The 13,375-nt window shown below is 72.7% G+C and carries 14 protein-coding genes; 8 read left to right on the top strand and 6 right to left on the bottom strand.

What is annotated here, in order from left to right; all coding sequences use genetic code 11:
• Nucleotides 1-73: 73 nt before the first annotated feature.
• From AB0L25_RS10090 to dapE, 3 genes are all read right to left on the bottom strand, one after another.
• Nucleotides 74-670 carry an LOG family protein gene (locus AB0L25_RS10090; RefSeq protein ID WP_500170481.1) on the bottom strand — a complete coding sequence of 199 codons (597 nt, stop codon included), beginning with the start codon at nt 668-670 and terminating at the stop codon, nt 74-76.
• Nucleotides 667-1,473, bottom strand: a complete 807-nt coding sequence (locus AB0L25_RS10085) for an LOG family protein (RefSeq protein WP_500170479.1) — start codon at nt 1,471-1,473, stop codon at nt 667-669. The genes AB0L25_RS10090 and AB0L25_RS10085 overlap by 4 nt, the downstream gene beginning before the upstream one ends.
• A 97-nt stretch (nt 1,474-1,570) precedes the next feature.
• Nucleotides 1,571-2,629, bottom strand: a complete 1,059-nt coding sequence (gene dapE / locus AB0L25_RS10080; RefSeq protein WP_500170478.1) for a succinyl-diaminopimelate desuccinylase — start codon at nt 2,627-2,629, stop codon at nt 1,571-1,573.
• A gap of 34 nt (nt 2,630-2,663) precedes the next feature.
• Between dapE and AB0L25_RS10075 the strand changes: the two genes are divergently transcribed.
• Nucleotides 2,664-3,353 (top strand): 4'-phosphopantetheinyl transferase family protein, encoded by a 690-nt coding sequence (locus tag AB0L25_RS10075; protein ID WP_500170476.1) that lies wholly within the window; start codon nt 2,664-2,666, stop codon nt 3,351-3,353.
• 89 nt (nt 3,354-3,442) lie between these two features.
• Here AB0L25_RS10075 and AB0L25_RS10070 read toward each other — a convergent pair whose 3' ends face one another.
• Nucleotides 3,443-4,276 carry a 2,3,4,5-tetrahydropyridine-2,6-dicarboxylate N-succinyltransferase gene (locus AB0L25_RS10070; protein WP_500170474.1) on the bottom strand — a complete coding sequence of 278 codons (834 nt, stop codon included), beginning with the start codon at nt 4,274-4,276 and terminating at the stop codon, nt 3,443-3,445.
• 44 nt (nt 4,277-4,320) lie between these two features.
• Between AB0L25_RS10070 and AB0L25_RS10065 the strand changes: the two genes are divergently transcribed.
• The 5 genes from AB0L25_RS10065 (at nt 4,321) to AB0L25_RS10045 (ending at nt 9,369) form a co-directional block, all read left to right on the top strand.
• A complete protein-coding gene (locus AB0L25_RS10065; protein ID WP_500170473.1) occupies nt 4,321-5,211 on the top strand; it encodes a hypothetical protein in 891 nt (296 codons plus the stop codon).
• Nucleotides 5,212-5,445: 234 nt separating this feature from the next.
• Nucleotides 5,446-6,630 (top strand): glycosyltransferase family 4 protein, encoded by a 1,185-nt coding sequence (locus AB0L25_RS10060; RefSeq protein ID WP_500170471.1) that lies wholly within the window; start codon nt 5,446-5,448, stop codon nt 6,628-6,630.
• Nucleotides 6,609-7,886 (top strand): MFS transporter, encoded by a 1,278-nt coding sequence (locus tag AB0L25_RS10055; protein WP_500170470.1) that lies wholly within the window; start codon nt 6,609-6,611, stop codon nt 7,884-7,886. The genes AB0L25_RS10060 and AB0L25_RS10055 overlap by 22 nt, the downstream gene beginning before the upstream one ends.
• A 103-nt stretch (nt 7,887-7,989) precedes the next feature.
• A complete protein-coding gene (sigJ, locus tag AB0L25_RS10050) occupies nt 7,990-8,871 on the top strand; it encodes an RNA polymerase sigma factor SigJ (protein WP_500170468.1) in 882 nt (293 codons plus the stop codon).
• Nucleotides 8,872-8,916: 45 nt separating this feature from the next.
• Nucleotides 8,917-9,369 carry a DUF3592 domain-containing protein gene (locus AB0L25_RS10045; RefSeq protein WP_500170466.1) on the top strand — a complete coding sequence of 151 codons (453 nt, stop codon included), beginning with the start codon at nt 8,917-8,919 and terminating at the stop codon, nt 9,367-9,369.
• On the opposite strand, the gene AB0L25_RS10040 is transcribed toward AB0L25_RS10045, so the two are convergent.
• Nucleotides 9,366-9,863 (bottom strand): carboxymuconolactone decarboxylase family protein, encoded by a 498-nt coding sequence (locus tag AB0L25_RS10040; RefSeq protein ID WP_500170465.1) that lies wholly within the window; start codon nt 9,861-9,863, stop codon nt 9,366-9,368. The two genes, AB0L25_RS10045 and AB0L25_RS10040, sit on opposite strands and share 4 nt — an antisense overlap.
• The gene (locus tag AB0L25_RS10035; protein ID WP_500170463.1) at nt 9,860-10,939 is read right to left on the bottom strand and encodes an NAD(P)H-dependent amine dehydrogenase family protein; all 1,080 of its coding nucleotides are present in this window, start codon (nt 10,937-10,939) and stop codon (nt 9,860-9,862) included. The genes AB0L25_RS10040 and AB0L25_RS10035 overlap by 4 nt, the downstream gene beginning before the upstream one ends.
• Before the next feature lie 175 nt (nt 10,940-11,114).
• On the opposite strand from AB0L25_RS10035, the gene AB0L25_RS10030 reads away from it, so the two are divergent.
• Both AB0L25_RS10030 and AB0L25_RS10025 read left to right on the top strand, forming a co-directional pair.
• Nucleotides 11,115-12,728 carry a GMC oxidoreductase gene (locus AB0L25_RS10030; protein ID WP_500170462.1) on the top strand — a complete coding sequence of 538 codons (1,614 nt, stop codon included), beginning with the start codon at nt 11,115-11,117 and terminating at the stop codon, nt 12,726-12,728.
• Between the two features lie 121 nt (nt 12,729-12,849).
• Entirely contained in the window at nt 12,850-13,374 is a 525-nt protein-coding gene (locus tag AB0L25_RS10025; RefSeq protein WP_500170460.1) for a hypothetical protein, read from the top strand.
• The last annotated feature ends 1 nt before the right edge of the window (nt 13,375 follow it).

Here is a 13,375-nt window from a genome sequence, read left to right as displayed (position 1 = left end):
GGCTCCTTCCCCGCCGGCGGAGATCACGCCTCCGGGACCGGATGCGGCCCCTCGCGCCCCAGGGCGGGACGCCCTACAGTTCGGCCTCGGCGTAGTCCTCGGGGGTCGCCTCGATCCGGACCTGGGAGCGTTCGAGCAGGTCGAACGCCTCGGGGACGGTCGAGGCCCAGCTCACCGCGTCGAACGTCTTCGGGCGGGTGAAGCCGTGCTCCGCGAGCCCCTTCATCAGCTCGCGCAGCGGCTCGTAGACGCCGACGGGATCGAGGACGACGATCGGCTTGTCGTGCATGCCGAGGGTGCGTGCCGTCCAGATCTCGAACAGCTCCTCGAGCGTCCCGATGCCCCCGGGCAGGACGAGGAACGCGTCGCTGCGGCGGTCCATCTCGCCCTTGCGGGTCCGCATGTCGGGGGTGACGATCAGCTCGTCGTTCTCCTCGTCGGAGATCTCGAGGTCGACCAGGTTCTCGGGGATCACGCCGACGGTGCGGGCGCCGCCGGCCCGCGCGGCGCGCGCGACGGCGCCCATGCAGGACACCTGGGCGCCGCCGCTGACCAGGCTGTGGCCGCGCCGCGCCAGCTCGGCGCCGGCCTCGGTCGCGAGGTCGAGGAAACGGGGGTCGATCTTGCTGCTGGACGCGCAGAAGACGCAGACCGCGAGGGACTCGCTCACGTGCCGTCCACTCCCTGCTCCGCCGTCTCCTCGACCGCCGCCCGCTCCTGCATGAGCCGCTCCTGCTGGAGGTGCGCGTCGACGATCACCTTGACGACCTCGTCCGCGTCGTCGGTGAGGTGGATCAGGTCCAGGTCCTCGGGGGAGATCTTCGCCGACGGCAGCATCGCGGTGCGGACCCAGTCGAGGAGGCCGCTCCAGAACTCGGTGCCGACGAGGACGATCGGGAACCGGGTGATCTTCTTGGTCTGGACGAGCGTGATCGCCTCGAACAGCTCGTCCAGCGTCCCGAACCCGCCCGGCAGCACCACGAACGCCTGCGAGTACTTCACGAACATCGTCTTGCGGACGAAGAAGTACCGGAACTCGAGGCCGATGTCGATGTGGTCGTTCAGCTTCTGCTCGAAGGGCAGCTCGATGCCGAGCCCGACCGACAGGCCGCCGTTCTCGTCGCAGCCCTTGTTGGCCGCCTCCATGATGCCCGGGCCGCCCCCGGTGATCACCGCGTACCCGGCGTCGTGCAGCCGGGCGCCGATGTCGACGGCCATCTCGTACTCGGGCGTGCCCGGCTTGGTGCGGGCGCTGCCGAACACGCTGACCGCCTTCGGCAGCTCCGCCAGCAGCCCGAAGCCCTCCACGAACTCGGCCTGGATGCGCAGCACCCGCCACGGGTCCTCGTGCACCCAGTCGGCCGGGCCGCGCGCGTCGAGCAGCCGCTGGTCGGTGGTCGTCGGGGGGACGGCGCGCCCGCGGAGCATGGCGGGCCCCTGCCGCCGGGATCGGCGGGTGTCTTCGGATGTCATGACCCCACCGTAATGGCGCGCCGGGTACGCCCACCTCCCGGTTTTCCCGCCGGTTCGCGTTCGCCGGCGGCCGGAGCGCGGGGCACGCGGACGCGGCTCAGGCGGTGAGCCACGCGCGCATGCGGCGCTCGCAGTCGGCGATCAGCGGGATCTCGACGTACTCGTCCTTCGTGTGCGCGAGCGTCGGCTCCCCCGGCCCGTAGTTGACGGCCGGCACGCCCAGTTCGGCGAACCGCGCGACGTCCGTCCAGCCGAGCTTCGCCCGGACCTCCGCACCGGCCGCCCGGACGAACGCGTCCGCCGCCGGGTGCGTCAGCCCCGGGCGCGCCGCGGGCGAGGCGTCCGTGACCTTCACCGCGAACCCGTCGAAGATTCGCCGAAGGTACTCCTCGGCCTCATCGAGCGACTTGTCGGGCGCGAACCGGTAGTTCACCGTCACGACGCACTCGTCCGGGATGACGTTCCCCGCGACGCCGCCGCGGACGAACACCGCGTTCAGGCCCTCGCGGTACTCGAGCCCGTCCACGATCGGACGCGTGGGCTCGTAGGCGCGCAGGACGTCCAGTATGCGTCCGGCCGAGTGGATCGCGTTCGACCCCATCCAGGCGCGCGCGCTGTGCGCCCGCTCCCCCGTGGCCGTGACCTCCACCCGCATGGTGCCCTGGCAGCCGCCCTCGATCAGCGCGCCCGTCGGCTCCATCAGGACGGCGAAGTCGCCCGCGAGCAGCTCGGGACGGTCGGCGGCGAGCCGCCGCAGCCCGTTGCGCGACGCCTCGATCTCCTCGCACTCGTAGAACACGAACGTGATGTCGCGCGTCGGCCCGGTCACGGTCGCCGCGAGCTTGAGCGCGACGGCGACGCCGCTCTTCATGTCGGTGGTGCCGCACCCGTACAGGCGGTCGCCGTCGACCCGCGACGGCAGGTTCCCGTTCAGCGGCACGGTGTCGAGGTGCCCGGCCAGGACGACCCGTTCCGCGCGCCCGAGTTCCGTGCGCGCGACGACGTTGTGCCCCACCCGCTCGACCGCGAGGTGCGGCAGCGCCCGCAGCGCCTCCTCGACCGCGTCCGCGAGCGGCCCCTCCCCGCCGCTCACCGACTCGATGTCGACGATCGCCGCCGTCAGGTCCGCCACGTCCGAGAACAGATCAAGCCGCATGGCCGACAAGCGTACGCGGCATAGGATCACCGGCGTGGAGACGCCCATCCAGGTGCACTGGTCGGCCCCCGCCGACGAGCCGCACATGCGCGACCTGCTGCCCGCCGCCGAACGTGCCCGCTACGACCGCTTCGCCCGTCCCGAGGACAAGGCCCGCTTCGTCACCGGCCGTTTCCTCGCCCGCGCCGCCCTCGCCGCCCGCACCGGCCTCGCCCCCGAGGCCATCGCGTTCACCACCGAGTGCCCGCACTGCGGCGCCGACCACGGCAAGCCCCGCCTCCCGGGCCACGACATCGACTTCTCGCTCTCGCACTCCGGCGACCGCGTCGTCCTGGCCGTCGCCGAGGGCGTGCAGGTCGGCGTGGACGTCGAACGCGAGAGCGACCGCGACATCGACCGCCTCGCCGAGATGGTGCTCGCCGCCCCCGAACGCGACGCGCTCACCGCCCTGACGCCCGAACGGCGCAAACGCGCGTTCCACGTCTACTGGAGCCGCAAGGAGGCCGTCCTGAAGGCCACCGGCCACGGCCTGGCGGCCCCCATGACCGCCCTGCACCTCTCCCCGCCCGACACCGCCCCCGAGGTCCTGAGCTGGGACGACGACGCCGCCGTCACGCCCGTCCGGCTCGCCGACCTGACCCCCGGCCCCGGCTACGCCGCGTCCCTCGCCGCCCTGACCCCCCACACCCTGAAGATCACCGAACACCCCTACCCCTACCCCTGACCCGCCCGGGCCCCTGCGGGGAGGGGTGTGGGATGGGTTCGCGCGGCCGGAGGGCGCTCGGCGCCCGGAGGCCGCGCGGCGTGCGGGCGTCAGCCGAGGCCGTGATCGCGGAGGATGTCGTTCAGCTCCGCCTTGTTGTGGCGCTGGCCCTCTTCGAGGCGCTTGAGGATGAGCACCGCGGGGAGGCCGAACGTGCCGCCCTTGAACTCCTTGGTGCGGGTGCCGCCGACGGCGACGCACCAGTCCGGGATGCGGCCGCGGCTGATCTCCTCGCCGGTCTCGACGTCGATGACCGGCATGGACGCCGACAGGTTCGTGCCCGAGCCGACGACGGCGCCCTTGCCCACCCGGGCGCCCTCGACGATCATCGACCGGCTGCCGATCATGGCCTCGTCCTCGACGATGACGGGCTTGGCGTTCGGGGGCTCCAGCACGCCGCCGATGCCCACGCCGCCGGACAGGTGGACGTTCTTGCCGATCTGGGCGCACGAGCCGACGGTGGCCCAGGTGTCGACCATGGTGCCGGAGTCGACGTAGGCGCCGAAGTTCGTGAAGGACGGCATGAGGACGACGCCCGGTGCGAGGTAGGCGCCCCAGCGGGCGATCGCGCCGGGGACGACGCGGACGCCGTCGAGGCGGCTCTTCAGCGGGATGCGGTCGTGGTACCGGAAGTCGCCGACCTGCGAACGCACCATGCCGAGCACCTTGAAGCTGAGCAGGATCGACCGCTTCGCGCGCTCGTCCACGACGACCTCGTCGGTCGCGGGGTCGACGAAGGCCACGCGGGCCTCGCCGGTGTCGAGCTGGTCGACGGCCGCGGTGATGGCGGCGCGCGCGTCGGTGTCGTCCGGCGTGAGGTCGGCGCGCCGCTCCCACAGCTCGTCGATGCCGTCGGAGATCGGGCTGGTGAACGTTTCGGTCATGTTCCCTGAGCTTACTGGTGGCCTGTTCCCGGTACGGTCTTCGCGTGGCTGTATGGGCGAGGTCGAAGTCGCGTCCCGCGGAGGGACCGGGCGGGGGCGTGCCGCGCCGCCGTCGGCGCTGGGCCGTCATCACGTCCGTCTTCGTGGTCGTGCTCGGCGGGGGCGGGTACGCGACGTACCAGTGGACGCGGCCGTACCTGCACGGGACGGGCTGCGAGGTGAGCACGGCCGCGGGGAAGATGTCGCTGAGCCTGGAGCAGGGCGCGAACGCGTCCACGATCGCGGCGGTGGCGTTCCGCAAGGAGCTGCCGGAACGGGCCGTGGTGATCGCGTACGCGACCGCGATCCAGGAGTCGCACCTGCGGAACCTGGCGGGCGGCGACCGCGACTCGGTCGGCATGTTCCAGCAGCGCCCGTCGCAGGGCTGGGGCACGCCGGAGCAGCTCCGCGACCCGGTGGTGACGACGAGCAAGTTCTTCGACGGGCTCGTCCAGGTGAAGGACTACCTCGACAAGGACCTGCACATCGCGGCGCAGGAGGTGCAGCGCAGCGCGGACGGGTCCCTGTACCAGCAGCACGAGCCGGAGGGCGAGCTGCTGGCGGCGGCGTTCACCGGCAAGGAGCCGGCGACCGCGCGGTGCTGGTTCCCGCCGGACGAGCGGACCGAGCCGCGCCGGGACGAGGCCGTACGGGAGATGCGGCGGGCGTTCGGCGGCGGCCTGAAGGCGTCCGGCGCGGCGTCGCAGCCGTGGACGGCGCTGGCGGTGCCGGGCGAGCGGATCGGCTGGGCGGTCGCGTCGTGGGCGGTGACGCACGCGCAGGTGTACGGGCTGACCGAGGTGCGGCACGCGGGCCGGGCGTGGCGCGCGGACTCCGGCCACGACGGCTGGAAGTCGGACCCGGAGGCCCCGAAGGACCGCGTCATCATCCGCTGACCGGACGCCCGACGAACGGCGGATGAAGACCGCCGGGCCGGACGGGCCGGCGAACGGGTGAAGGCCCGACGAAATCGGGGCGTACGGGCTCGCGGGAGTCCGGGCGGAGCCGTTCGCGGGCGTCGATGCGGGCGCGGCCGTCCCCCGCCGGCGTGCCGTGGACGGGCATGACGCTCGGTCGCCGGGCCCGTACGGGGCGTGCATGGCGGGCGGCTGCGGGGGAAGCGTGTCGGCATGGAGATCCCGCGGACCCTGGTGCTGACCGGGCATTTCCCCCCGGAGCCGGGCGGGGTGCAGACGTTCACGTGGGAGCTGGTGCGGCGGCTGCCCGCCGACCGGCTGGTCGTGGTGGCGCCCGCGTGGGCGGGGGCCGCGGAGTTCGACGCGGGCCTGCCGTTCCCGGTCGTCCGGCGGCACGGGTACCTGCTGTTCCGCGGGCTGCGGCGGCTCGTCGCGCGGCACCGGATCGAGGCCGGGTGGATCACCGCCGCCGCCCCGTTCGCGATGTACGCGCCGTTCGTCCGGGCGGCGGGGGTGCGGCGGCTCGTCGGGTCGACGCACGGGCAGGAGCTCGGCTGGTTCCGGGCGGCGCCGACGCGGGCGGCGCTGCGCGCGGCGGCCGGGTCGTTCGACGCCCTCACGCACCTGTGCGCGTCCACGCTGCCCGAGCTGGAGGACGCGCTCGGCGGCCGCACCCGGCTCGTGCGGCTCGCGGGCGCCGTCGACACCGACCGGTTCCGGCCGGGTCTGGACGGCTCGGGGATCCGGCGGCGGCACGCGCTCGGGTCCGGTCCGGTGGTGCTCAGCGTGGCGCGGCTCGTCCGCCGCAAGGGCCACGACACGCTGATCCGGGCGTGGGCGGACGTGGTGCGGCGGCGGCCGGACGCGCGGCTCGTCATCGTCGGGGACGGCCCGATGCTGCGCCGCCTCACCGAGCTGGGCGAGCGCACCGCGCCCGGGTCCGTCACCGTGACGGGCCCGGTGTCCGCCGACGACCTGCCGCTGTACTACGCGGCCGCCGACGTGTTCGCGCTGCCCTGCCGGGACGACCGCCGCGGGCTGCAGACCGAGGGGCTGGGGCTGTCGACGCTCGAGGCGTCCGCGTCCGGGCTCCCGGTGGTGGTCGGCCGGTCGGGCGGCAGCCCCGAGTCCCTCGTGGACGGGCGGACGGGCGTGCTCGTCGACGCGTCCCGCGGCCCGGACGAGCTGGCCCTCGCGCTGCACCGGCTGCTGGCCGATCCCGGACGCGCCCGCGCGCTCGGCGCGGCGGGTCGTGCCTGGACGCGCGCGGAATGGAGCTGGGACGGCGCCGCGGCGCGCCTCGCCGCCCTGCTGCGCGGCTCCCCGACCGGCGCGCGCGACGCGCGGGAGGGCGACGGACCGGGGATGGAGCCCGCATGGGACTCAAGGATCGGCTGAACCGCCGGGACTTCCGGCGGCTCATCGTCGGCCAGGCCATCTCGTCGTTCGGCGACTGGATGGGCACCCTCGCGCTGATGTACTTCGTGCTGGAGATCTCCGGCTCCACGACGGCCGTCGGCGGGGTGCTGGTGCTGCGGCTGCTGCCGTCCGCGCTGGGCGCGCCGCTCGCCGCGCGGGTGGTGACCCGGTGGCGGCGCCGCAGCGTGATGTTGACGTCCGACCTGATCAGGGCGGGGATGGCGGTGACGCTGCCGCTGCTGCCGTTCCTGTGGTGGGTGTACTTCTGGGCGTTCCTCATCGAGGTCGTGGGGCTGATCTTCCTGCCGGCCCGGGACGCGGCCGTCCCGTTCCTCATCGAGGACGACGAGGACGAGCACGACACGAGCACGCTGGAGGTCGCGAACGGCATCACGATGGCGACGTCCTACGGGATGATCCCGGTGGGCGCGGGCGCGTTCGGGCTGATCCTGTGGGCGTCGAACCAGGCGGGCTGGGAGGGCCACTGGCGCTACGTCGTGGTCTTCTGGTTCAACGCGCTGACCTACCTGGCGTCGTACGTCGCGGTCCGGTCGATCCCGGACCTCGGGCCGGGCCCGCACGAGCGGCGGGCGACGGAGCGGGAGGCGGCGGAGCGGGGGACGGACGCGCAGCGCGGGTTCGTCGCGGCGCTGCGGCTGCCGACCGTGCGGGGCGTGCTCCCGGGCGTCGCCGTCATCGCCCTCGGCCTCGGCGCCCTGTTCTCCCTCGGCGTGGTGTTCGTCCGGAACGTGCTGGGCGCGGGCGCGGTCGGGTTCGGCGCGCTCGTCGTGCTGTTCGGCGTCGGCGCGCTCATCGGCCTGCTGCTCGTCCACCGCAAGGGCTGGAACCTGCTGTCGCAGATCCGGACCGGGACGATGGTGCAGGGCGTGGTGATCGCGCTGATGGGGGCGCTCGCGTCGCCGGCGTGGTCGTTCGCCGGCGCGGTCCTGTTCGGCGCGGGCGCCACCAGCGCGCTCGTCGGCGGGATCACCTACCTGCAGGAACGGCTCGGCGGCGGGGACCGCAACCTCGCCCTCACCGCCTTCCACGCGACGCTGCGGTTCGGCCTGGCGCTCGCCGCGCTGCTGTCGGGCCTGGCGGCCGACCTCCTGGACGGCGCGGACGCCACGCCGTTCGGGATGGCCCCGGCCCAGTTCGTCCTCATGCTGTCGGGACTGGTGGTGCTCGCGGGGACCCTCCTGGTCCGGGCGCCGCCGGACGCCCGCCCCGGTTAGCGGCGGCGGGCGTCCGGACCTCCGCCGGTGACATCGCCCGCGTGAGACCCACGTCACAGCGGGCCGATGTCACACTCGTCCCGTCGCGTCCCCTCTCACAGGCATGGAGGCCACCGGCATCACCGAACACGACACCGCCACACGCGTCTTCGCCGACCACCGCGAACTGCTCTTCTCCGTCGTCTACAACCTGCTCGGCAGCGTCGCCGACACCGAGGACGTCCTGCAGGACGCCTGGCTCGCCTGGGCGTCCCGCGAACGCCCCGAGGTGACGAACCCCCGCGCCTACCTCGTCCGCGTCGCCGTCAACGCGGCCCTCGCCCGGCAGGCCGCGATCAGCCGCCGCCGCGAGACCTACATCGGCCCGTGGCTGCCCGACCCGCTCGTCGCGGGCGCCGACGAGTCCGCCGAGCGCACCGAGGCCGTCTCGATGGCCCTGCTCGTCGTGCTGGAGACGCTCAGCCCGCTCGAACGGGCCGTGTTCGTCCTGCACGAGGTGTTCGGCTACCCGCACGCCGAGATCGCCGCGATCCTGGACCGCTCGCCGTCCGCCGTCCGGCAGCTCGCCCGCCGCGCCCGCGCGCACGTCCACGCCCGCCGCCCCCGGTACACCGCGGACCCGCACGTCCGGCGGCAGGCCACCGAACGGTTCCTGCGCGCGGCGCTCGGCGGCGACATCGGCACGCTCCTGGAGATTCTCGCCCCGGACGTCACGCTGTGGATGGACGCCGGGGGCAGCCCCGGGAGCCCGCTGCGCCCGATCCACGGCCGCGACCGCGTCGCCCGCACCCTCGCCGCGACCGCGCCCCGCCAGGCCCGCGAGATCGACCTCGACATCGACTACCGCACCGTCAACGGCGACCCGTCCGCCGTCCTGTTCGCGGGCGACGCGCCCTTCGCCGTCATGGTCCTCGACCTCGACGGCGACCACATCACCGGCATCTACACGGTGACGAACCCCGACAAACTCCCGGCCGCCGACTAGCGGGGACGGTTGATCCGCCGGGCCTGACGGTGCTTATGTCTCCGCATGAGCGCCGTCAGCGCACGACTCCGGATCCTGGCGATCCCCCTCATCCTCCTGGCCTGCGGCGTCCTCTGCGTGACCGCCGGGATCGGGTACATGTCCAGCGCCGCGGCGCTCGACGGGCACCGGGTGCGCGCCGACGGCACCGTCCTGGAGACGCGGGGCCTCGCCGGCTCGAAGGGCGGCGGCAACGCCTCCTACCGGGTGGAGTTCGCCGACGCCGGCGGCGTCCGCCGCACCTTCTGGACGAGCGGGGTCGCCGACCGGGGCGACACCGTCGACGTCGTCTACGACTCCCGGAACCCGGACGACGCCATCGTCGGCTCGACGGGAGAGCGGCGCACCGCGGGCCTCGCCCTCCTCGGCACGGGCCTCGCGCTCCTGGCCGCGTTCCTCATCGCCGTCCCGGCGCTCCGCCGCAGGCCGGTCGGACGCAGGGCACGTGCGGCGCGCTAGCCCCGCACGTCCGTCCGATGCCGCGGCAGCATGCACATGGCGTCGAGTCCGAGCACGTGGTTGAGGCGGCCGAACGCGAGCCAGGAGCCGATGCTCATGCTCAGCTCGACGATCTCGAGCTGGCTGTAGTGCGCGGTCATCCGGGCCCAGAACTCGTCGTCGAGGCCGTGGTGGTCGAGCGCGTACCGTTCGGCGTACTCGGCGGCGAGGCGGGTGCGGTCGTCGAACGCGTCGGTCGTCCGCCACTCGGTCACGGCGTCGAGGAAGCCGTCCTCGACCTTCTCGCCGTCCTTGTCCGTCCGCCAGTCGAGGCAGAAGACGCAGCCGTTGATCTGGGCGATCCGCAGCCGCGCCGCCTCGAACTCGCGGAGGCCGAGCGTCGTGTGGGCGTACACCGACAGGGAGAAGTTCGCGGCGGCGGGGCCGATGCCCGGCACCATCTCGCCCCACACGTACTCGATCGGGTCCTTGCCCTCGGGGATGTCGATGTTCATCGCGCGGTCCTTCCGAGCTTGCCGGTCGCCGGACGCATCGGGACGTCGAGCGCGTCGTACAGTCCGGGGTCGTTCTCGACGAGCCAGTCGATCGCACCGACGAGGCGTCCGACCGCGGTGGCGTTCCCGCCCGCCGCCCGGTTGCCGCTCGCGTCGACGGCCTCGACCGTGACCTCGATGCGCGGATCGCCCTCGATGATCACGCGGTGCGCGCCGTCGCCGGACGGCGGCACGGGCCAGTCGGGGGCGCAGGACGGGTGGATGCGGGTGACGTGCTCGATCACGATGCGGGGCTCGCCCCCCACGACGCCCTGCACCTCGAACCGCACGGCGCCCTGCGTGCCCTTCTCGAACTCGCCCATCAGCTCCGTCGTCACCGTGGCGTCCAGCGGGCGACGCTCCACCGTCTCCCGGACCTCGTCGAGCTCGACGCCGAGCCCCCGCGCGATCAGCCGCACCTGCCCGCCCCACACCATGGACGGGACGGACGGCGCCAGCATCGGCGGCTCGTAGTCCATCGGCTGCCCCATCCCGACGAGGTAGCGCACCGAGTCGGGCTGGTCGTAGGTGGTGTAGTCGAAGATCTCCTGGCACCGGACGACGTCCACGGTGGTGCCCAGTCCGCTGATCATCAGCGGCAGGACGTCGTTGCCCCAGCCGGGGTCGACGCCGGAGACGAGCAGGGAGCCGCCGCCCTCCGCGACCGCCGCGAGCACCGCCTCCCGCATCTCCTCCGGGGCACTGCGCTGGTCGTAGAGCGCGTACAGGGCGGGCGTCACGACGACGGCGCCGGCCCGGATCGCGCGCAGGATGTCGGCGAGCGCCTCGTCCGGACGGACGTCGCCGGACGCGGCGTACACGACGGCCCCGGGGCGCTCGTCCAGTACCGCGCCGACGTCGTCGGTGGCCGCGACGCCGAGGTCGCGGCCGAGTCCGCCGAGGTCGCCGGCGTCGCGGCCGACCTTGCCGGGATCGTGGACGATCACGCCGGTGAGCTTCAGTGCGGGGTGGGCCTCGACGGCCCGGAGGGCGAGCCGACCAACGTTTCCGGTGCCCCAGACGACCGTGGAGATCATACGGCGGAGGCTAACAGGGCCCGGATCGCTTGCCAAGCAAGCATTTGGTTTACCGACCGTAATCGGTCACTCCGGGTGAGTGATCGAACAAAAGTTACCCTCGCGTACGTTGTGGCTTTTCCTTCACCTCCGAGGTAGAACCTGTTCCAACCCACCCCATAGTGAGGGAGCTCACATGAGTGACCCATCGCTGCCCGTAAGCAAGGCACGTGGCGTCTCGCGCCGCGGATTCATCGCTGGAACCGGTTCCATCCTGGGACTCGGACTGCTCGCCCGTCCCGCCTCCGCCGCCGCCGCGATCGGCAACGGATCGCACGTTCCGGTCCTGATCATCGGCACCGGCTACGGCGGCTCCGTCGCCGCCCTCCGCCTCGCCCAGGCCGGCGTCCCCGTGCACATGGTCGAGATGGGCCAGTCCTGGGACACCCCCGGCCCCGACGGCAAGATCTTCGCCAACACCCGGACGCCGGACCACCGCTCCTTCTGGCTGCGGACCCGCACCAAGCAGCCCCTCAGCAACTTCCTCGGCTTCCCGATCGACAAGAACGTCCCCCGGTACACCGGGATCCTCGACGCCGAAGAATTCAGCGGCATCACCGTCTACCAGGGCCGCGGCGTCGGCGGCGGCTCGCTCGTCAACGGGGGCATGGCCGTCACCCCGAAACGCGAACGGTTCGGCGCCGTCCTCCCGTCCGTCGACGCCGACGAGATGTACGACGTCTACTACCCCCGCGCCAACGCGGGCCTCGGCGTCAACCAGATCGACCGCGCCTGGTTCGACACCACCGACTGCTACCAGTACGCGCGCGTCGGCCGGAAGCACGCCGAGCGCTCGGGCTTCGACTTCGTCTACGTCCCGAACGTGTACGACTTCGGCTACATGAAGGCGGAGGACCTCGGGAACGTTCCCAGATCGGCCCTCGCCGCCGAGATCCTCTACGGCAACAACCACGGCAAGAAGTCGCTCCAGCAGACCTACCTCGCCCAGGCCGCCGCGACCGGCCGCGTGACCATCTCCCCCCTCCACCGCGTCACCTCGGTCGCACCGGCCTCCGGCGGCGGCTACACGGTCGCCATGGAGCAGCTCAACACGAGCGGCGACGTCACCTCCACCAAGACCGTGACCGCCGACCGCGTCTTCTTCGCCGCCGGAAGCGTCGGCACCAGCAAGCTCCTCGTGAAGCTGAAGGCGACCGGCGCGCTCCCCAACCTCAACAGCGAGGTCGGCAAGGGCTGGGGCGACAACGGCAACGTCATGTGCGGCCGCGCCAACCACATGTGGGACGCGACGGGCTCGCTCCAGTCGTCCATCCCCACGGTCGGCATCGACAACTGGGACGAGGGCGGCGCCTTCGCCGAGGTCGCGCCCCTCCCCACCGGCATCGAGACGTACGCCTCGTTCTACCTGTCGATCACCAACACCCCGCACCGCGCCCAGTTCACCTGGAACGGCAGCCGCGTCGACCTGAACTGGCAGACGTCCTGGAAGCAGACCAGCATCGACATGGCCAAGTCGATCTTCGACAAGATCAACCGCAAGGAGGGGACGATCTACCGGACCGACCTCTTCGGCGCCTACAAGATCTGGGGCGACCACCTCACGTACCACCCGCTCGGCGGCGCCGTCCTGAACAAGGCCACCGACAACCACGGCCGCCTCCACGGCCACCCCGGCCTCTACGTGATCGACGGCTCCCTCATCCCCGGCAACACCACCGTCAACCCCTTCGTCACCATCACCGCCCTCGCCGAACGCAACATCGACAAAATCATCACCACCGACCTCTGACCCACCCCGGTCCGGCCGCCCCCAAGCGGCCGGACCACCCCACACGTCGCGGCCGAGAGCGGCCCACCTCCGCGCGTTCCCACACCGCACATCGCAGGCGCACCAGGCAACATTGAGCGCCATGGAATTCGAGATCTACCTGTTGCAGACGATGGCTTGTGACGACGGCCTGCGCAACCGGGAGTTGCGGCGGCTCGGCACGTCCCCCCGGCAGGCAGAGCGGACGCGAGCCGAGGTCAGCGAGGCGACGCGGCTGGCGCCGGGGCAGCTTGACCGGCTTCTGGAGATTCTGGGCGAGGAAACGACGCCGGAGACGGTCGAGGCCGATGGGCGCATCACGACGGTCGTCCGGCACGTCTTCGACAGTTGGCCCGCGTTCACCTTTACGGTGACGGCCAACGAATTCGGCATATGGACGGACGCGAAGTTCGTGCGGACCACGGGCGGGACGCCCGCCATGCCGACGCACCCCGGGGAACTCGCGCCTTGGCAGGTCACTCTCGACGAGGTATCGGAGCACTTCGGCCCGCTCAAGCCCGGCGACTCGTGGCACCCGTTCTCCGAGTGGGGAATCCCCGGGCCTGGAGGCGACTACAACGCGGCGTTCTCCTGGGGCCTGCTCCAGACGGCGCCGCGAATCGGCTGAC

The sequence above is a fragment of the Spirillospora sp. NPDC052242 genome (genome assembly GCF_040679555.1).
In the GTDB taxonomy this organism is placed as follows: domain Bacteria; phylum Actinomycetota; class Actinomycetes; order Streptosporangiales; family Streptosporangiaceae; genus Spirillospora.
The sequence above is the reverse complement of the archived record's forward strand: the minus strand, read 5'-3'. Positions and strand labels throughout refer to the sequence as shown.

Excerpts from the sequence above, each read along its gene's own strand:
- AB0L25_RS10085 (WP_500170479.1), bottom strand. The coding sequence starts at position 1,473 with ATGACATCCGAAGACACCCGCCGATCCCGGCGGCAGGGGCCCGCCATG.
- dapE (WP_500170478.1), bottom strand. The coding sequence starts at position 2,629 with ATGCGGCTTGATCTGTTCTCGGACGTGGCGGACCTGACGGCGGCGATC.
- AB0L25_RS10070 (WP_500170474.1), bottom strand. The coding sequence starts at position 4,276 with ATGACCGAAACGTTCACCAGCCCGATCTCCGACGGCATCGACGAGCTG.
- AB0L25_RS10060 (WP_500170471.1), top strand. The coding sequence starts at position 5,446 with ATGGAGATCCCGCGGACCCTGGTGCTGACCGGGCATTTCCCCCCGGAG.
- AB0L25_RS10055 (WP_500170470.1), top strand. The coding sequence starts at position 6,609 with ATGGGACTCAAGGATCGGCTGAACCGCCGGGACTTCCGGCGGCTCATC.
- sigJ (WP_500170468.1), top strand. The coding sequence starts at position 7,990 with ATGGAGGCCACCGGCATCACCGAACACGACACCGCCACACGCGTCTTC.
- AB0L25_RS10045 (WP_500170466.1), top strand. The coding sequence starts at position 8,917 with ATGAGCGCCGTCAGCGCACGACTCCGGATCCTGGCGATCCCCCTCATC.
- AB0L25_RS10040 (WP_500170465.1), bottom strand. The coding sequence starts at position 9,863 with ATGAACATCGACATCCCCGAGGGCAAGGACCCGATCGAGTACGTGTGG.
- AB0L25_RS10035 (WP_500170463.1), bottom strand. The coding sequence starts at position 10,939 with ATGATCTCCACGGTCGTCTGGGGCACCGGAAACGTTGGTCGGCTCGCC.
- AB0L25_RS10030 (WP_500170462.1), top strand. The coding sequence starts at position 11,115 with ATGAGTGACCCATCGCTGCCCGTAAGCAAGGCACGTGGCGTCTCGCGC.
- AB0L25_RS10025 (WP_500170460.1), top strand. The coding sequence starts at position 12,850 with ATGGAATTCGAGATCTACCTGTTGCAGACGATGGCTTGTGACGACGGC.